This window comes from Rhizobacter sp. AJA081-3 (assembly GCF_017795745.1).
Classification (GTDB): domain Bacteria; phylum Pseudomonadota; class Gammaproteobacteria; order Burkholderiales; family Burkholderiaceae_C; genus Piscinibacter.
The window spans coordinates 948,535-965,476 of sequence record NZ_CP059067.1 but is presented as its reverse complement, the minus strand read 5'-3'; the positions used below and the strand labels follow the sequence as shown (position 1 = coordinate 965,476).

Here is a 16,942-nt window from a genome sequence, read left to right as displayed (position 1 = left end):
CCTTGGGGGGAGGCGCCGTCAGGCGCTTCGGGGGGTTACTTTTTTTCCGGCACGTTCTTCTTGCCCTTGTTCTCGGCGATGTAGTCGCTCCACGGGTCGGCAACCACCGGGCCCTTGGTCTTCCACACCACGTTGAACTGGCCATCCGCCTTGATTTCGCCGATGAACACCGGCTTGTGCAGGTGGTGGTTCTCCTTGTCCATGGTGGACATGAAGCCGCCCGGCGCCTTGAAGGTCTGCCCGGCCATCGCCGCGATCACCTTGTCGGTGTCGGTCGACTTCGCCTTCTCGACTGCCTGCTTCCACATCATGATGCCGATGTAGGTGGCTTCCATCGGATCGTTGGTCAGCGGCTTGTCCTTGTGGCCCGGGATGTTCTTGGCCTTGGCGTAGTCGCTCCACTTCTTGACGAACTCGGTGTTGGCCGGGCTCTTGATCGACATGAAGTAGTTCCAGGCGGCCAGGTGACCCACCAGCGGCTTGGTGTCGACGCCGCGCAGCTCTTCCTCACCCACCGAGAAGGCCACCACCGGCACGTCGGTCGCCTTCAGGCCCTGGTTGCCCAGTTCCTTGTAGAAGGGCACGTTGGAGTCGCCGTTGATGGTCGACACCACGGCAGTCTTCTTGCCCTCGGAGGCGAACTTCTTGATCTTGGCGATGATGCTCTGGTAGTCGCTGTGGCCGAAGGGGGTGTACTCCTCGATGATGTCGGGCTCGGCCACGCCCTTGGCCTTCAGGAAGGCGCGCAGGATCTTGTTGGTCGTGCGCGGGTAGACGTAGTCGGTGCCCAGCAGCACCCAGCGCTTGGCCGAGCCGCCGTCCTTGCTCATCAGGTACTCGACGGCGGGGATGGCCTGCTGGTTCGGTGCGGCGCCCGTGTAGAACACGTTCTTCGACAGCTCTTCGCCTTCGTATTGCACGGGGTAGAACAGCAGCGCGTTCTTCTCTTCGAACACCGGCAGCACCGACTTGCGGCTCACGCTGGTCCAGCAGCCGAAGGTGACGGCGACCTTGTCCTGGTCGATCAGCTGCTTGGCCTTCTCGGCGAACAGCGGCCAGTTGGAGGCGGGGTCGACGACCACCGGCTCGAGCTTCTTGCCGAGCACACCGCCCTTGGCGTTGATCTCGTCGATCGCCATCAGGGCGACGTCCTTGAGCACCGTCTCGGAGATGGCCATCGTGCCCGACAGCGAGTGCAGCACGCCGACCTTGATGGTGGCCTGGGCCTGGGCAATGGTGGCGAAGCCCATCGTGCAGGCGGCAGCGGCCAGCGCGGTGAGCGATTTCGCGGCGAAGCGGCGGGACAGATTCATGGTGAACGGACTCCTGGCTTGTGGGTCGGGGTTGTGGGACAGGCGCAGGTTAGGTGCGCCGCCACGTCCGGCCAATACGCAAGGTGGCGTAGGCGGCGCTCGGCCACCCCCGCCCCGTTCACCCGCCGACCCTAGGGTGCCGGCCGCCCCGGTGCCTGGCTGCCCTGGGCACGGGCCGAGAGGTAGGCGTACAGGTCCATGATGTGGGCGTTGACGCGCGGTTCGCTCTCCCAGGCCGGCATGACGAGCTGGCCTTCCCGGCGCTGCAGCACGTCTTCGACCAACGCCTCGCGCGCCGCGCCCTCGCTGCCGGCGCGCGCGGCGGGCATGCTCCAGTCGTAGCGCCGCAGCACCAGGCCGACGAACTGCCGCGAGCCCATCTCGCGGACCTTGGGCAGCAGGTCGGGCCCGCGCGGCGTACCGCCGGCATCGGGCCCGTGGCAGCGCGAGCACTTGTCCTGGAAGACGCGCCAGCCGGGGTAGACCGATCCCGCCGGCTTCGCGCTCTGGGCGATCTCCTGCGCGGGCTGGCGGTTCTGCACCTGCACGGCGCAGCCGGCCAGCGCCAGGGCTGCCACGAGGGCGGCGCCGAGTGCCGCTGCATGGCGCGGCTTGCGCGCAATCGTCGAGCACTGGGACATGGTCGTCACCTCCGTGTGACGCGTGCCCGGACGATTCCGCGCACGCCGTGGACGATTGTGGCGAGACCCCGGTGCGCCCGGCTTGCCAAAAATCAGCCCTGCGGCATGCCCGGCCGCACGACGCGGTCTTTCAGCGCCGGCCAGGGGACCAGCTCTTCCGGCGGCACGCCGGCAGAGGGCGCGCGCAAGGCCAGGCCATACCAGGCCACGTCATGCCAGCCTCCCAGCTTGAAGCCGACCTGAGGGTACAGGCCCACCGGCTCGAAACCCATCGCACGGTGCAGGCCGACGCTGGCCTCGTTGGGCAGGGTGATGCCGGCGAAGGCCGACACCGCCCCCTGGCGGCGCAGCAGTTCGAACAACACGGCGTACAACTGCCGGCCAATGCCGCGGCGGTGCCGGCCATCGCGCACGTAGGCGCTCACCGTGACCGACCAGCGGTAGGCCTCGCGCTCGGCGAAGGCGCCGGCGTAGCAGTAGCCCAGCACCTCGCCGCCCTCCTCGGCCACCAGCCAGGGCCACATCGCCGTCACCCTGGCCAGGCGCGCAGCCATCTCGGCGGCATCGGGCGCGCGCAGTTCGAATGACGTGGGCCGATGCAGCACGCTCGGCGCGTAGATCTCGGCCAGCGCGGCGGCGTCGCGCACTTCGGCCGGCCGGATGCTCAGTGTCATGGAAGCCTCCTTCAGCGTGCCGGCGAGAGCTGCCGCACCCGCCCCATGGCCATCGACGCCGCAGCGGTGCGCGTCTCGACGCCGAGCTTCTCGAAAACGTGCTCGAGGTGCTTGTGCACCGTGCGCGGACTGGTGCCGAGGATGTCGCCGATGTCGCGGTTGGTCTTGCCCTGCACCACCCAGTAGAGCACTTCAGCCTCGCGCGCGGTGAGCTTGAAGGCCAGGCCAAGCGCCTCGATGGTCGACTCGTCGGACGACTCGCTCATCACCAGCAGCCACTCGTCGTCGCCGCCGCTCTCGCCGCCGCTGGCCGCGCTGGCCTCGTGCAGTGCGAAGGCCAGGCGCTTGCCGTGCCGCGCGATCGTCAGCGGCTGCGGCGTGCCGCCGGTGGCCTGCACCACGGCCTGCGCCTGCAGCCAGTCGAGCAAGGCCTCGCCGAGGTGGTGGCCGTCACCGGCCTCATGGGCGGTGAGCAGCTGGCGCGCCAGCGGCGTCTGCCAGAGGATGCGGCCGTCGGCGGCGCGCACCGACAGCGTGGCGTGGCCGAAGGCATCGAGCGCGTTGCGCGCCTGGCGCCGCTCGCGAGCGCCCTGCACGTGCGCGGCGATGCGCGCGAGCACCTCCATCGGCTTGATCGGCTTGGCCACATAGTCCACGCCACCGGACTGGAAGGCCTTGAGCACGTGCTCCGTCTCGGTCAGGCCGGTCATGAAGATGATCGGTATCGCCGCGGTGGCCGCGTTCGCCTTCAGCCGCCTGGCGACTTCGAAGCCGTCCATCCCCGGCATCATCGCGTCGAGCAGGATCACGTCGGGCATGGCCTGCGCGGCGCGCTGCAGCGCCTGCTCGCCGTTGGTGGCCACCAGCACGGTGTAGCCGAACTCGTCGAGCGCGTCGTGCAGCATCGACAGGTTGTCGGGCACGTCGTCTACGATGAGCACGACGTCGGAGTTGTGGCGGTCGAGGTTCATTGTTCGGTGGGCCGACAGCCCGCCGGTCTCGCCCGGCCGGCGAGATCCTTTCTTCTGCTGGCCCAGAAGAAAGGACCCAAAGAAGAGGGCCTGAATACGATCAGGCTGCTGCTGCTGGCTAGAGAGTTCGGCTGGTGAATGCCAAGCTCCATCGAAGCGCAGGCTCGTCCAACATGCGCTCGGCGCTCCGGGTCAGCACAGCGCGGAACAGCCGCCTCGGGTCTGCTGCCATGCAAACCGGCCTGATCGTGTTCGAGGCCCTTTGCTTTGGTGACTTTCATTTGGGCCAGCAAATGAAAGTTACCGCCGGCCGGGCGCGACCGGCGGGCTGCTGCAAAGTGAACAAGCCTAGAAATCACGAATCCAAAGCCCTGGTCAAGACACCGTTCATCTCGTCGAGCTGAAACCCTCGCGCCATCGCCCGCATGCGCTCGACGAACGCGGCGCAAGCCGGGGACTCCGTCTCGATCTGGTCGAGCCGCTTGACGATCCCGCGCACATAGCCGATGTTGACCAGCTCCTGCAGCGCACGCAAATGCGGCTCTGCCGGCAGCGCCAGGCTCTCGGTGGCCACGGCAGGCGCCGCCATCGCCACCACCGCATCGGCCGTGATCCACTGCAGCGCCAGCGAACGCCCCAGCCAGTCGAGCAACTCCCCCACGCGCACCGGCTTGGTGATGAAGTCGCGCGGCGTGATGCCCACGTCGTTGTCCAGCCCCTTGTCGAAGGCGTTGGCCGAGACGATCGCCAGCGCCGCCGGCCCGATGGCCTCGTGGCGGATGCGGCGCAGCGTCTCCCAGCCATCGATGCCGGGCATGGCCAGGTCCATGAAGATCGCATCGGGCCGCCAGCCGTCGGCATGCAGCCGGCCTTCGCGCAGCATCGCAAGGCACTGCTCGCCGGAGGCCGCAGTGCGCAGATCGAAGCCCAGCGGCTCGAGCACGCTGACGAGCAGGCCGCGGTCGGCCTCCTCGTTGTCGACGACGAGGATGCGCCGGCGCTCGCCCGCATAGCCGATGCGCGCGGCCGCCTGCGGCGCCGGCAGTGCATCGGAATGCAGCTCGGGCAGGAACAGGCGCACGCGGAAGACGGAGCCGCGGCCGGGTTGGCTGTCCACCGTCATCTCGCCGCCCATCAACTCGGTGAGCATCTTGGCGATGGTCAGGCCCAGACCCGTCCCCCCCGAAGCCTGGCCCGCGCCCTGCCCCGCCGCCGAACCGCGCGCGAAGGGCTCGAAGACGCGCGCCACTTCGTCGGGCGGCATGCCCGGGCCGGTGTCCTCGATCTCGAAATGCGCGATCTCGCGCGCATAACGCAGCCGGAACACGACGCGCCCGCTGCGCGTGAACTTCACCGCGTTGCCGAGCAGGTTGATGAGGATCTGGCGCAGCCGCTTATCGTCGGCGCGCACCAGCTCGGGAGCCTGGGCGTCGATCTCGGCGACGAAGCCGATGCCCTTGGACTGCGCCTGCAGCTCGAACAGGCGCGCAATCTGCTGCAGGCTTTCGCGCAACCGCCAGGGCGCGGGCTCCAGCGTGAGTTTGCCGCCTTCGATGCGCGCCATGTCCAGCGTGCCCTCGATCAGCGACAGCAGGTGATCGCCGCCGCGCTTGATGACACGCACCGCCTGGCGGCGCGCCTCGGGGATCGACGGATCGTCATCGAGCAGTTGCGCGTAGCCGAGGATGCTGTTCAAGGGCGTGCGCAGCTCGTGGCTGATCGCCGAGATGTAGCGGCTCTTCGCCTGGTTGGCTGCGTCGGCCACGTGCTTGGCCTGCTGCAGCGCTTCATCCGTGCGGCGGTGAGACTCGATCTCCTGCACGAGCAGCAGCGTCTGGCGGTTCGATTCCTCCTGCGCCACCTGCGCACTCTTGTGCTTGAGCACCAGCCACCAGGCCACCACCGCGCTGGTCACGAGCAAGGCCGCGTAGACCTTCACGAAGCCCATCTGCAGCGCCGCCTCGGCCTCCGGCGCGATGGCGCCGAGCGCGCGCCGCTCCTGCGTGTAGACGGTGGCGAACAGTGCCGCCAGCGCGGGCATGGCCAGCGCCATCAGCATCAGGTAGTGGCCGAGCTCGGTGTCCAGGCGCTGCCACAGGCCCGGTGGCACGATGCCCGACATCGCCGAGCGCCACTGCACCGACAGCCGCGCGTCGGGCTTGCACAGGTCGTGGCAGCGCGCGTCCAGTGAGCAGCACAGCGAGCAGATCGCGCCGCCGTAGGCCGGACACGAGGCCATGTCGTCGTGCTCGTAGTCGCGCTCGCAGATCGTGCAGCGCGTCAGGCGCTTGTAGCTCCCTTGTTCCTGCGGCGCCGCGTCAGGCTGGCGGGCAATGTAATAGCGGCCCTTCGTCCACCAGGCGATCAGCGGCGAAGTCACGAACGCGGTGACCAGCGCGATCAGCGCCGAGAAGGCCTGCGCCATCGGCCCGAGCACGCCGAGGTAGGCGACGATGGACAGCGCCGAGGCGATGCCCATCGCGCCCACGCCGACCGGGTTGACGTCGAACAGGTGCGCGCGCTTGAACTCGATTCCCTTGGGCGACCAGCCCATCGGCTTGTTGATCACCAGATCGGCCACCACCGCCATCATCCAGCTGATGGCGATGTTGGAGTACAGGCCAAGCACCTTGCCGAGCGCCTGAAAGACGTTCAGCTCCATCAGCATCAGCGCGATCAGGGTGTTGAACACCATCCACACCACGCGGCCCGGGTGGCTGTGGGTGAGCCGCGCGAAGAAGTTCGACCAGGCCAGCGAGCCGGCATAGGCGTTGGTGACGTTGATCTTGAGCTGCGAGACGATCACGAACACCGCGGTGGCCGCCACCGCCCAGCCATAGTTCGAGGTGACCGCGCCGTAGGCGATCAGGTACATCTGGGTCGGATCGACCGCGCGCGCCACCGGCACCGCGTAGCCGATCGCCAGGTAGGCGAGCAGGCAGCCGGCCAGCATCTTCAGCACCCCGGGAATCACCCAGCCGGGGCCGCCGATCACGACGCCGGCCCACCAGGCGAAGCGGTTGCTGCGCTGCCTTTCGGGCATGAAGCGCAGGTAGTCGGCCTGCTCGCCCATCTGCGTGATGAGTGCGATGCCCACCGTCATCGCGGCGCCGAACTTCATCAGGTCGAAGCCGGCGGGTTGCAGCTCGTCGCTGCCCGAAGCGCCGGAGACGATGCCGCCGAAGTGCCAGATGTCGGTCAACACCGTCGGATGCTGCTGCAGCACGTAGGCCAGCGGCACAATCAGCATGGCCAGCCACAGCGGCTGCGTCCACACCTGCAGCCGGCTGATCGTCGTCACGCCGTGCGTGACCAGCGGGATCACCAGCAAAGAGCACAGCAGGTAGCCCCAGGCCGGCGGGATGTCGAAAGCCAGCTCGATCGCGTAGGCCATGATGGCCGCCTCGAGCGCGAAGAAGATGAAGGTGAAGCTCGCGTAGATCAGCGAGGTGATCGTCGAGCCGATGTAGCCGAAGCCGGCGCCGCGCGTGAGCAGGTCCATGTCGACGCCGTGCCGCGCCGCGTAGACGCTGATCGGCCACCCGGCCAGGAAGATGATCAAGCCCGTGGCGAGGATGGCCCAGAAGGCGTTGATGAAGCCGTAGTCGACCAGCAGCGTGCCACCCACGGCCTCGAGCACCAGGAACGAGGCCGCACCGAACGCCGTGTTGGCCACACGCAGCGACGACCACTTGCGGAAGGAGCGCGGCGTGAAGCGCAGCGCGTAGTCCTCCATCGTCTCCTTGGCGACCCAGCTGTTGTAGTCGCGCCGGACCTTGATGACACGTTGCACCGCCTTGGTGCTCGCAGGCGTGGCGATGCCCGGCCCGATGGGCAGATTCTCCTGGGGCAGGGCCGGGTTCGCACTCATGCGCCTTCTTGGGGCAAGGCCTGTGCCAACGGGGCGAAGCCTCGTAGCATCTGGCACGTCTCCTGCTGAAGCCGACCCCATGGAACTCACGCCCCGCGAGAAGGACAAGCTGCTCATCTTCACCGCCGCGCTTCTCGCCGAGCGGCGCAAGGCGCGCGGGCTGAAGCTCAACTACCCCGAGGCGGTGGCGCTGATCAGCGCCGCGATCATGGAGGGTGCGCGCGACGGCAAGAGCGTGGCCGCGCTGATGAGCGAGGGCAAGACGGTGCTCAGCAAGGCCGATGTGATGGACGGCGTGGCGGAGATGATCCCGGACATCCAGGTGGAGGCCTCGTTCCCCGACGGCACCAAACTGGTGACCGTGCACCAACCCATTGCATGACAACGAAATCGAGGGAGACGCTCATGAATCGAACCCTGATCGCCGCCGCGCTGCTGCTGGCCAGCGGCTGGGCCGCCGCCCACGAGGGCCATGGCCTCGCCGGTGCGCACTGGCACGCCAGCGACCTGTTCGGCCTGGCGCTCGCGCTGGCCGCCGGCGCCGGCATGGTGTGGTGGCGAGGCCGCAAGTGAACCCCGGCGAACTGCTCGTCGATGCCGGCGACCTGACGCTCAACCCCGGCCGCCGCACGATCACCCTGGTGGTCGAGAACGGCGCCGACCGGCCGATCCAGGTCGGCTCGCACTACCACTTCGCTGAGACCAACGGCGCGCTCAAGTTCGACCGCGGCGCGGCACACGGCATGCGGCTGAACATCGCTTCGGGCACCGCGGTGCGCTTCGAGCCGGGGCAGCAGCGCACCGTCGAGCTGGTCGACTTTGCCGGCGACCGCGAGGTCTACGGCTTCCGCGGCTTGGTCCAAGGGAAACTTTGATGGCAACGATCGGCAAACGTGCCTACGCCGAGATGTTCGGCCCCACCGTCGGCGACCGCGTGCGCCTGGCCGACACCGAGCTGATCGTCGAGGTCGAGAAGGACTACACCCTCGAGGCCGGTGGGTACGGCGAAGAGGTGAAGTTCGGCGGCGGCAAGGTGATCCGCGACGGCATGGGCCAGAGCCAGCGCGTCAACGGCCCCGGCCGCCAGGAGGCGGTCGACTGCGTCATCACCAACGCGCTGATCATCGACCACTGGGGCATCGTCAAGGCCGACATCGGCATCCGCGGCACGCGCATCGCCGCCATCGGCAAGGCCGGCAACCCCGACGTGCAGCCGGGCGTGGACATCGTCATCGGCCCGGGCACCGAGATCATCGCCGGCGAAGGCATGATCGTCACCGCCGGCGCGATCGACTCGCACATCCACTTCATCTGCCCGCAGCAGATCGAGGAGGCGCTGTCCTCGGGCGTCACCACCATGCTCGGCGGCGGCACCGGCCCGGCCACCGGCACCTTCGCCACCACCTGCACGCCGGGGCCGGTCAACATGGCGCGCATGCTGCAGGCAGCCGATGCCTTCCCGATGAACCTGGGCTTCCTCGGCAAGGGCAATGCCAGCCGGCCGGAGGCGCTGCGCCAGCAGGTGCTGTCCGGCGCGATCGGCCTGAAGCTGCACGAGGACTGGGGCACCACGCCGGCGGCGATCGACTGCTGCCTGGGCGTGGCCGAGGAGACCGACACGCAGGTCGCCATCCACAGCGACACGCTGAACGAATCGGGCTTCGTCGAGAACACCATCGCAGCGACGAAGGGCCGCACGCTGTGCGCCTTCCACACCGAAGGCGCGGGCGGCGGCCATGCGCCGGACATCCTGCGTGTGGTCGGCGAGGAGAACTTCCTGCCCTCCTCCACCAACCCGACAATGCCCTACACCGTCAACACGCTCGACGAACACGTCGACATGCTGATGGTGTGCCACCACCTCGACGCCGGCATCGCCGAGGACCTGGCCTTCGCCGAGAGCCGCATCCGCCGCGAGACCATCGCCGCCGAGGACGTGCTGCACGACCTGGGCGCGATCAGCATGATGAGCAGCGACAGCCAGGCCATGGGCCGCGTCGGCGAGGTCGTCATCCGCACGTGGCAGACGGCGCACAAGATGAAGCTGCAGCGCGGCGCGCTTCCCGGGGATTCAGCGCGCAACGACAACACGCGCGTGAAGCGCTACATCGCCAAGCTCACCATCAACCCGGCGCTGGCCCACGGCATGGCGCACGAGATCGGCAGCATCGAGGTCGGCAAGTGGGCCGACCTGGTGCTGTGGAAGCCGGCCTTCTTCGGCGTCAAGCCGGCGCTGATCCTCAAGGGCGGCTTCATCGCCGCGGCGGCGATGGGCGACCCGAACGCGTCGATCCCGACGCCGCAGCCGGTGCATTACCGGCCGATGTTCGGCGCCTTCGGCGGCGCGCTGCACCACGGCTCGCTGACCTTCATGAGCCGCGCGGCGCTGGAAGGCGGCATCCCCGAGCAGCTCGGCCTGCACAAGCGCATCGCCGCGGTGAAGGGCTGCCGCAGCGTGCGCAAGCAGCACATGGTGCACAACGGCCTGACGCCGAAGATGGAGGTCGACGCGCAGACCTACGAAGTGCGCGCCGACGGTGTGCTGCTGACCTGCGAGCCGGCGAAGGTGCTGCCGATGGCGCAGCGCTACTTCCTGTTCTAGGGGGCACGAACGCGGTAACTCCTTGTTCCGGCGACGCGCCGCGCTGCGCGTCGCCGATATCCTGCGGGTGCATCAGCATGGAGCAGGGAGGCGGGCGTGAATCACCGTGCATGGATGTGTGCACTGGCCGCGGCGATGCCGGCTGCCGGCGGGGCCGCCCCACCGGCCGACGAAGCGCTGCTGAAAGCCGTGCTGATCGTTCGCACCTTCGACCATTTCGCCGCAGCCTGCCAGCGACGCGGGGGCTTCAAGCCGGCCGACGCCTCCACCGTGAAGGCCTGGGAGCGCGACCACGGCGTCGCTCAGATCCGCGCCAAGGCACAGGCGATCGACAGCGAGCCCGCGCAGAAGCAGCAACTCGAGCGCGGCGTGAGCACCATCGTGCGGCAGATCGACGCACAGGGCGTGAGCCCCTGCCTCGCCGCCGTGACAGCCAGCCGCACGCGCGACGCGCAGTTCGCCGCGGTGGCGCCGCAACTGCTTTCGGGGGCCGTCAGCGCCGCACCGGCCGCGAAGCCGGCCCTGCCCGCGACGGCCCCGGTGGCCGGAGTCAAGCCCGATGCCGCGCTGCTGGCCCAGATCGACTCCTTCGGTTTCGACACCCGCCCGGCCATGGGCATCGGTGGCTTCATCACCACCGACATCTACCCGGTGGTGCTGTTCCGCGACGGCCGGCTGCTCACCGACGTGGAAGGGCTGATGTTCGCGGGCGGCATGGCCGCGCACCAGGCGGCCCATCCCAAAGACTGGACACGCTGGCGGCGCCAGGGCGGCGAGCTGCAGATCGCCGGCGAGAAGGGCTGGGAGAAGCTGCCCTTCCAGTCGACCTTCCGGCAGCTGCCCAAGGACTTTCGCCTCGACGGGCTGTTCCGGCGCCTGGGCGGCACGGGCAACGTGGCGGTCGGCGGTACCGCGTCGGTGGCGGCGTGGAACGAATACCGCTTCACGCCCGATGGCAGGGTCAGCCGCGGCGGCGGCGCGGGCGGCCGCGCCGAGAGCACCGGCGGCTCGGTGGTCACGCGCAGCCAGGCCGCCGGCCAGCAGGGCAGCTACCGCATCGAGGGCGTGATGCTCAACATCCGCTACGACGACGGCAGCGAGGAATCGCGCCTGATCATCACCGACCCGAAGGACCCGACCGGCGCGATCTGGCTCGATGGCCAGGGTTACGCGCAGCGGCGTCGCTGAGCGGCACAATCCGATCCATGCTGACCCTCAACAAGATCATCCCCGGCGGACGCGGCCTCGCCGGCGTGCTGCTCAAGCGCGCCGCCACTGTCGAGCTGGACTGGGACGTGCGCCAGAAGAGCCGCTTCGACGCCACCGATTCGCAGGGCCGCGCGCTCGGCGTGTTCCTGCCGCGCGGCAGCGTGGTGCGCGGCGGCGACGTGCTGGTGGCCGAAGACGGCTCGCTGGTGCGCGTGCTGGCTGCGCCGCAGCCGGTGCTGCGGGTGACGCACTGCAGCCAGCACGGCAGCCCTTACGACCTGCTGCGTGCCGCCTACCACCTGGGCAACCGGCATGTGCAGCTGGAGCTCAAGCCCGATCATCTGAAGCTCGAGCCCGACCATGTGCTGGCCGAGCTTCTGAACCAGATGCACATGATCGTGAAGGAAGTGCAGGAGCCCTTCGAGCCGGAGTCGGGCGCCTATGCGCCGGGCGCGCACGCCCATGCGCACGCTGGTGCGCACGAGAAGGCACACGACCATGGCCACGCCGCGCACGCGCATGATCACGCCCACGATCATGGGCACGACCACGCACATGGCCACGACCACGGTCACGGCGGCCACGATCACTGAACCGCTGTGCCGCGCGTCCGCACCGTTGCACCGCCCTTCGCTCCGAGCGCGCTTTTGCAGTTGATATGGCTGGCCTCGCCGGCCCTGCCGGTGGGCGGCTTCAGCTACTCCGAGGCGCTGGAAGCCGCGGTCGAGTCGGGTCACGTTGCCGGCGAAGCCGATGCCGCGCGTTGGCTGTGCGACCAGCTCCAGCTCGCCCTGGCGCGCAGCGAGCTTGCCGTGGTCGCCAGGGCTTTCGGCGCCTGGCAGCGGGGTGATGCCGCCCATGTGCGCGAGCTCAACGACTGGGTGCTCGCCACGCGCGAGACGCGCGAGCTGCGCGCGCAGGCCGAGCAGATGGGCCGCTCGCTGGTCGAGTGGCTGAAGAACCGTGGCGTGGTCGACGAGCGCGTGGCGGTGCTCGCCGCACTGCCGCCGGCGCCGACCTGGCCGGTGGCCTTCGCACTCGCGGCGGCGCAGACCGGTGCACCGCGGCGCGAAGCACTGCTGAGCTTTGCCTTCGGCTGGGCCGAGAACATGGTGCAGGCGGCGCTGAAGTCGGTGCCGCTGGGCCAGAGCGCGGGGCAGCGCATCCTCGCGGCGCTGGTGGCCGCCATCCCCGCCGCGGCCGAGCAGGCCGCGCGGCTCGCCGACAGCGAGCGGCAGGCCTTCTCGCCGATGCTCGCCATCCTGTCGTCGCAGCACGAGACGCAGTACTCGCGCCTGTTCCGATCCTGAGCGGAGTGTCAGCCCGGCGCCTATCATGGGCCCCATGAGCAGCCTGCACCACATCCCCTCGCGAACCAAGAAACTGCCACCGCTGCGCGTGGGTGTCGGGGGCCCGGTCGGCTCCGGCAAGACGACCCTGGTCGAGATGCTGTGCAAGACGATGCGCGAGCGCTACGACCTGGTGGTCGTGACCAACGACATCTACACCAAGGAAGACCAGCGCCTGCTCACCGTCGCCGGCGCGCTGGAGCCCGAACGCATCATGGGCGTGGAGACCGGTGGTTGCCCGCACACGGCGATTCGCGAAGACGCCTCGATCAACCTCGAGGCGGTGGATCGCATGCTGGGCAAGTTCCCGAACGCCGACATCGTCTTCATCGAGTCGGGCGGCGACAACCTGGCGGCGACCTTTAGCCCCGAACTGTCGGACCTGACGATCTACGTGATCGACGTCGCCGCCGGCGAGAAGATCCCGCGAAAGGGCGGCCCCGGCATCACCAAGAGCGACCTGTTCGTCATCAACAAGACCGACCTCGCGCCCTACGTCGGCGCCGACTTGGCCGTGATGGAAGCCGACACGAAGCGCATGCGCCCGACGCGGCCCTACGTGATGACCAACCTGAAGACGAAGATCGGGCTGCAGCAGGTGATCGAGTTCATCGAGACCAAGGGGCTGCTGAAGTGAGCCGGGCCGACGAGCTGCGCGCCGCGCTCGTCCGCAACCTGGCGGACGTGACACTCGAGCGGCAGCAGCGCGAGCCGCTGTACGACACGCTGTGCGGCGGCGTCTCCGACGGTACCGCGGCAGTCAAGCTCGGCGCCGGCTTCGACATCCTCGCGCCGGGCAAGCGCAGCTGCCCGTACCACTTCCACCATGCGCAGGAAGAGATGTTCGTCATCCTCGAAGGCGAAGGCACGCTGCGCGTGGCCGGCGAGACGGTGCCAGTGCGTGCCGGCGACGTGGTGTTCATCCCGCCCGGCCCGATGTACCCGCACCAGTTCATCAACACCTCGGCCGCGCCGATGCGCTACCTGAGCATCAGCACGCAGGAGCGGCCAGAGCTGTGCGAGTACCCGGATTCGGGCAAGGTCGCCGGCTACACGCGCGGCCTGCGCATCATCCAGCGGCCGGCCGACAGCCTGGACTACTGGGAGGGCGAGCCCTAAGGCCCGCTCCTCGATCAGCGCAGCGGCGGCGCCATCTCGCGCAGCGCCCGCACCGCGCCGGCGCCGACCGAGGCGCCGAAGCGCTTGGCCAGCCGCTCGGCCACGTTCTCCTTGGGCGTGTAGTCGATCACCTCTTCGGCGCGGATCACCTCGCGCGCCACGAAGTCGAGGTTGCCGGTCTTGTCGGCCAGGCCGAGCTTGATGGCCTCCTCGCCGTTCCAGAACAGGCCCGAGAAAGTGTCCGGCGTCTCCTTCAGGCGCTTGCCGCGACCCTGCTTGACCACGGCGATGAACTGCTGGTGGATCTGGTCGATCATCGACTTGGCGAACGCGCGGTGCTGCTCGTTCTGCGGCGAGAACGGGTCGAGCATGCCCTTGTTCGCGCCGGCGGTGAGCAGGCGGCGCTCGATGCCGAGCTTTTCCATCGTGCCGGTGAAGCCGAAGCCGTCCATCAGCACGCCGATGCTGCCCACCAGGCTGGCCTTGTCGACGTAGATCTCGTCGGCTGCAACAGCGATGTAGTAGGCGCCCGAGGCACACATCTCCTCGACCACCGCGTAGACCGGCTTCTTGTGCAGCGCCTTCAGGCGGCGGATCTCGTCGTAGACGATGCCGGCCTGCACCGGGCTGCCACCAGGCGAGTTGATGCGCAGCACCACCGCCTGCGCGCCCACATCCTCGAAGGCCGATTTCAGTGCCGCGACGAGGTTCTCGGCGCTGGCCTCCGTGTCGGCGGCGATCTCGCCGCGCACCTCGACCAGGGCCGTGTGCGGCGTGCTCGGCGCGGTGGGGCCCATGCGCGACGAGAAGGTCAGCGAGACGATGAAGAAGAGTAGCAGCAGCCAGGCGAGGCGGAAGAAGATGCGCCAGCGGCGTTCGCTGCGCCGCTCGCGCAGGAAGTCGCGTGCAACCTGCTCCAGGCCAGAGGTCTCCAGCGTCGCCGGGCGTGCCGCGGCGCTGGACGGCGTGGGGGATGCCGGCGGCGGCACGCTGCCGAAGGCGGGCTCCACTCGCCCTGGGTTGCTGGGTTCGTCGGGTGTGCTCATGGGAAGGCTTTCGGCCCCGGCCGACGCGTCAGTCGGCAAAGGCGGGTTGGGTGTCGCGGGAAGGATACCAATACACCTGGCCATCGCGTTCCTCGACGTCGATGACGACGAGGCGGCCGCGGCCGCAGGGCCCGGCGACGCAGCGGCCGCTGGACGGCTCGTAGGCCGCACCGTGGATCGAACACAGGATGAAGGCACGCTCGCTGTCGAGGAACTGGCCGGGCTGCCAGTCCATCTCGGCGGGCACGTGCGCGCAGCGGTTCAGGTAGGCGACCACACGGCCGTCGAAGCGCAGCGCGAAGGCGCGGGCAGGCTGGCGGTACTGCAGCACGTCGAACACCATGGCATCGCCGCGCTCGGCCAGTTGCTCCGAGGCGCACAGGTGCTGCGCGTGACCGCGCTCGGCCGCCTCAGGCATGGCGCATCAGCCAGTCGTGCAGCTCGGCGGTGGAGTGCGCCACGTAGCGGGTCTCGAAGCCGGCGAAGCTCTCGTGCGCATGCGCGCCGTAGCTCACGCCGATGGCCGCGGCGCCGGCGTTGGCGGCGAGCTGCAGGTCGTGCGTGGTGTCGCCGATCATCAAGGTGCGCTCGGGCTCCACGCCGAACTCGCTCATCAGCTCGATCAGCATCTGCGGATCCGGCTTGGACGCCGTCTCGTCGGCGGTGCGGGTGGCGTCGAACAGGCCCTGCAGCTGCACGGTCTGCAGCGCCTCGTCCAGCCCGCGGCGCGACTTGCCGGTGGCCACGCCCAGCCAGTGGTTGCGCGCCTTCAAGGCCTGCAACATCGCCAGCGTGCCCTCGAACAGCACGATCTCGTGCTGCTTCGCGAAGTAATGGTGGCGGTAGCGCTCGCCGAGCTCCTTGTAGCGCTCGCGCGGGAGGTCCGGCGCGGCATGCTGCAGCGCCTCGATCAGGCCCATGCCGATCACGTAGCTGGCGTCCTTGTCGCTGGGCACCGGCACGCCCAGGTCGGCGCAGGCGGCCTGGATGCAGCGCGCGATCAGCGCAGTGGAGTCGAACAGCGTGCCGTCCCAGTCGAAGGCGATCAGGTCGAACTGCCTCGGTCGTGTCATGTCGAGAGTGTGGCGAGGAAAGCCACGCATTCTGCCGGCAGGGGCGATTCGAGCTCGATCACCTCGCCGCTGGCCGGGTGCTGGAAACGCAGCCGCCGGGCGTGCAGGAACATGCGCTCGAAATGGGCCGCGCCGCGCGAGAGCGACTTGTTGAGCGCAAAGTCGCCGTACTTGGCGTCACCGACGATGGGGTGGCCCTCGTGCGTCAGGTGCACGCGGATCTGGTGCGTGCGGCCGGTCTTGATGGTCACGTCCAGCAGCGTGAAGTCGCGATAGCGCTGCGCCACCTTGACCAGCGTGATCGAGCGCTTGGCTTCGTCGTGGCCGGGTTCGACGGCGCGCACGCGGCGCTCGCCCTCGCCGGTGAGGAACTTGTGCAGCGGCACGTCGATGACCTTGCGGCTGGCCGGCCAGGCACCGATCACCAGCGCCACGTAGGTCTTGCCCGTTTCGCGTTCGCGCAGCTGGTCCTGCAGCGCCACCAGGGCCGAGCGCTTCTTGGCGATCAGCAGCAGGCCCGAGGTCTCCTTGTCGAGGCGGTGCACGAGTTCGAGGAACTTAGCCGCCGGCCGCGCCTGGCGCAACTGCTCGATGACGCCGAAGCTCACCCCGCTTCCGCCGTGCACCGCCACGCCGGCCGGCTTGTCGACGGCGATCAGGTGCTCGTCTTCAAAGACGACCGGAAACTCCCGCGCCGGCGCCGCTGGCTCGGCCGATCGGTCGGCCACGCGCACCGGCGGCACGCGCACCACGTCGCCGATTTCCAGCCGGGTGTCGGCGGCGGCACGGCCCTTGTTGACACGCACCTCGCCCGAGCGGATGACCCGGTAGACGTGCGTCTTGGGCACGCCCTTGAGCAGCCGGATCAGGAAGTTGTCCAGCCGCTGGCCTTGCGAGCCTTCGTCGACCGTGAGACGCAGCACGCTCGGGGCATTGGCGGCCGCTGCGGCCGGCTTCGGTTTGGCCCCTATAATCGGCGCGTTCACGTTGTGCTCTAAGTGCTTGATTCCACGGAGTTTAGCCTCGCAGGCCAGCGTGACGGGCCGTTCAGGAGAGCGGCCACCCGGTGATGCA

The 16,942-nt window shown here is 68.9% G+C and carries 18 protein-coding genes; 9 read left to right on the top strand and 9 right to left on the bottom strand.

All coding sequences use genetic code 11. The annotated features are described in order from the left end of the window. Nucleotides 1-35 precede the first annotated feature (35 nt). From urtA to HZ992_RS04780, 5 genes are all read right to left on the bottom strand, one after another. Nucleotides 36-1,313 (bottom strand): urea ABC transporter substrate-binding protein, encoded by a 1,278-nt coding sequence (urtA, locus tag HZ992_RS04800; protein ID WP_209385548.1) that lies wholly within the window; start codon nucleotides 1,311-1,313, stop codon nucleotides 36-38. Nucleotides 1,314-1,444: 131 nt separating this feature from the next. Beyond that, nucleotides 1,445-1,954: a c-type cytochrome gene (locus tag HZ992_RS04795; RefSeq protein WP_209385547.1), complete on the bottom strand. Its 510-nt coding sequence runs from the start codon at nucleotides 1,952-1,954 to the stop codon at nucleotides 1,445-1,447. A gap of 92 nt (nucleotides 1,955-2,046) precedes the next feature. Next, complete coding sequence (locus HZ992_RS04790; RefSeq protein WP_209385546.1) at nucleotides 2,047-2,628, bottom strand: GNAT family N-acetyltransferase; 582 nt, start codon at nucleotides 2,626-2,628, stop codon at nucleotides 2,047-2,049. Between the two features lie 11 nt (nucleotides 2,629-2,639). Further along, the gene (locus tag HZ992_RS04785) at nucleotides 2,640-3,599 is read right to left on the bottom strand and encodes a response regulator transcription factor (RefSeq protein WP_209385545.1); all 960 of its coding nucleotides are present in this window, start codon (nucleotides 3,597-3,599) and stop codon (nucleotides 2,640-2,642) included. 355 nt (nucleotides 3,600-3,954) lie between these two features. Continuing rightward, nucleotides 3,955-7,470: a hybrid sensor histidine kinase/response regulator gene (locus HZ992_RS04780; RefSeq protein ID WP_209385544.1), complete on the bottom strand. Its 3,516-nt coding sequence runs from the start codon at nucleotides 7,468-7,470 to the stop codon at nucleotides 3,955-3,957. Between the two features lie 79 nt (nucleotides 7,471-7,549). Between HZ992_RS04780 and ureA the strand changes: the two genes are divergently transcribed. The 9 genes from ureA to HZ992_RS04735 all read left to right on the top strand — a co-directional run bounded on the left by ureA (nucleotide 7,550) and on the right by HZ992_RS04735 (nucleotide 13,749). Beyond that, nucleotides 7,550-7,852 carry an urease subunit gamma gene (gene ureA / locus HZ992_RS04775; protein ID WP_209385543.1) on the top strand — a complete coding sequence of 101 codons (303 nt, stop codon included), beginning with the start codon at nucleotides 7,550-7,552 and terminating at the stop codon, nucleotides 7,850-7,852. A 23-nt stretch (nucleotides 7,853-7,875) separates the two neighbouring features. Continuing rightward, nucleotides 7,876-8,043 (top strand): hypothetical protein, encoded by a 168-nt coding sequence (locus HZ992_RS04770; protein WP_209385542.1) that lies wholly within the window; start codon nucleotides 7,876-7,878, stop codon nucleotides 8,041-8,043. After that, entirely contained in the window at nucleotides 8,040-8,345 is a 306-nt protein-coding gene (locus tag HZ992_RS04765) for an urease subunit beta (protein ID WP_209385541.1), read from the top strand. Before HZ992_RS04770 ends, HZ992_RS04765 begins: the two co-directional genes overlap by 4 nt. Then, on the top strand, nucleotides 8,345-10,072 hold the full coding sequence (ureC, locus tag HZ992_RS04760; RefSeq protein WP_209385540.1) for an urease subunit alpha: 1,728 nt from the start codon (nucleotides 8,345-8,347) through the stop codon (nucleotides 10,070-10,072). The genes HZ992_RS04765 and ureC overlap by 1 nt, the downstream gene beginning before the upstream one ends. A 96-nt stretch (nucleotides 10,073-10,168) precedes the next feature. After that, nucleotides 10,169-11,260, top strand: a complete 1,092-nt coding sequence (locus HZ992_RS04755; RefSeq protein ID WP_209385539.1) for a hypothetical protein — start codon at nucleotides 10,169-10,171, stop codon at nucleotides 11,258-11,260. Nucleotides 11,261-11,277: 17 nt separating this feature from the next. Next, nucleotides 11,278-11,874 (top strand): urease accessory protein UreE, encoded by a 597-nt coding sequence (ureE, locus tag HZ992_RS04750; protein ID WP_209385538.1) that lies wholly within the window; start codon nucleotides 11,278-11,280, stop codon nucleotides 11,872-11,874. 54 nt (nucleotides 11,875-11,928) lie between these two features. Beyond that, nucleotides 11,929-12,591 carry an urease accessory protein UreF gene (locus HZ992_RS04745; RefSeq protein WP_371816789.1) on the top strand — a complete coding sequence of 221 codons (663 nt, stop codon included), beginning with the start codon at nucleotides 11,929-11,931 and terminating at the stop codon, nucleotides 12,589-12,591. Nucleotides 12,592-12,625: 34 nt separating this feature from the next. Then, nucleotides 12,626-13,267: an urease accessory protein UreG gene (ureG, locus tag HZ992_RS04740; RefSeq protein ID WP_209385536.1), complete on the top strand. Its 642-nt coding sequence runs from the start codon at nucleotides 12,626-12,628 to the stop codon at nucleotides 13,265-13,267. Next, complete coding sequence (locus HZ992_RS04735) at nucleotides 13,264-13,749, top strand: cupin domain-containing protein (protein WP_209385535.1); 486 nt, start codon at nucleotides 13,264-13,266, stop codon at nucleotides 13,747-13,749. Before ureG ends, HZ992_RS04735 begins: the two co-directional genes overlap by 4 nt. A gap of 14 nt (nucleotides 13,750-13,763) precedes the next feature. Here HZ992_RS04735 and HZ992_RS04730 read toward each other — a convergent pair whose 3' ends face one another. From HZ992_RS04730 to HZ992_RS04715, 4 genes are read right to left on the bottom strand one after another with little or no spacing between them, the layout of a single operon-like run. After that, nucleotides 13,764-14,795, bottom strand: a complete 1,032-nt coding sequence (locus HZ992_RS04730; protein WP_209385534.1) for a S49 family peptidase — start codon at nucleotides 14,793-14,795, stop codon at nucleotides 13,764-13,766. A 28-nt stretch (nucleotides 14,796-14,823) separates the two neighbouring features. Then, complete coding sequence (locus tag HZ992_RS04725) at nucleotides 14,824-15,213, bottom strand: Rieske (2Fe-2S) protein (protein ID WP_209385533.1); 390 nt, start codon at nucleotides 15,211-15,213, stop codon at nucleotides 14,824-14,826. Then, entirely contained in the window at nucleotides 15,206-15,868 is a 663-nt protein-coding gene (locus HZ992_RS04720; protein ID WP_245213353.1) for an HAD family hydrolase, read from the bottom strand. The genes HZ992_RS04725 and HZ992_RS04720 overlap by 8 nt, the downstream gene beginning before the upstream one ends. Further along, nucleotides 15,865-16,791, bottom strand: coding sequence for an RluA family pseudouridine synthase (locus tag HZ992_RS04715; RefSeq protein ID WP_245213352.1), 927 nt, complete (start codon nucleotides 16,789-16,791; stop codon nucleotides 15,865-15,867). The genes HZ992_RS04720 and HZ992_RS04715 overlap by 4 nt, the downstream gene beginning before the upstream one ends. Between the last annotated feature and the right edge of the window lie 151 nt (nucleotides 16,792-16,942).

Bases quoted from the DNA above. Each gene is read 5' to 3' on its own strand.
- urtA (WP_209385548.1), bottom strand. From the start codon at position 1,313: ATGAATCTGTCCCGCCGCTTCGCCGCGAAATCGCTCACCGCGCTGGCC.
- HZ992_RS04795 (WP_209385547.1), bottom strand. From the start codon at position 1,954: ATGTCCCAGTGCTCGACGATTGCGCGCAAGCCGCGCCATGCAGCGGCA.
- HZ992_RS04790 (WP_209385546.1), bottom strand. From the start codon at position 2,628: ATGACACTGAGCATCCGGCCGGCCGAAGTGCGCGACGCCGCCGCGCTG.
- HZ992_RS04785 (WP_209385545.1), bottom strand. From the start codon at position 3,599: ATGAACCTCGACCGCCACAACTCCGACGTCGTGCTCATCGTAGACGAC.
- HZ992_RS04780 (WP_209385544.1), bottom strand. From the start codon at position 7,470: ATGAGTGCGAACCCGGCCCTGCCCCAGGAGAATCTGCCCATCGGGCCG.
- ureA (WP_209385543.1), top strand. From the start codon at position 7,550: ATGGAACTCACGCCCCGCGAGAAGGACAAGCTGCTCATCTTCACCGCC.
- HZ992_RS04770 (WP_209385542.1), top strand. From the start codon at position 7,876: ATGAATCGAACCCTGATCGCCGCCGCGCTGCTGCTGGCCAGCGGCTGG.
- ureC (WP_209385540.1), top strand. From the start codon at position 8,345: ATGGCAACGATCGGCAAACGTGCCTACGCCGAGATGTTCGGCCCCACC.
- ureE (WP_209385538.1), top strand. From the start codon at position 11,278: ATGCTGACCCTCAACAAGATCATCCCCGGCGGACGCGGCCTCGCCGGC.
- ureG (WP_209385536.1), top strand. From the start codon at position 12,626: ATGAGCAGCCTGCACCACATCCCCTCGCGAACCAAGAAACTGCCACCG.
- HZ992_RS04730 (WP_209385534.1), bottom strand. From the start codon at position 14,795: ATGAGCACACCCGACGAACCCAGCAACCCAGGGCGAGTGGAGCCCGCC.
- HZ992_RS04725 (WP_209385533.1), bottom strand. From the start codon at position 15,213: ATGCCTGAGGCGGCCGAGCGCGGTCACGCGCAGCACCTGTGCGCCTCG.
- HZ992_RS04720 (WP_245213353.1), bottom strand. From the start codon at position 15,868: ATGACACGACCGAGGCAGTTCGACCTGATCGCCTTCGACTGGGACGGC.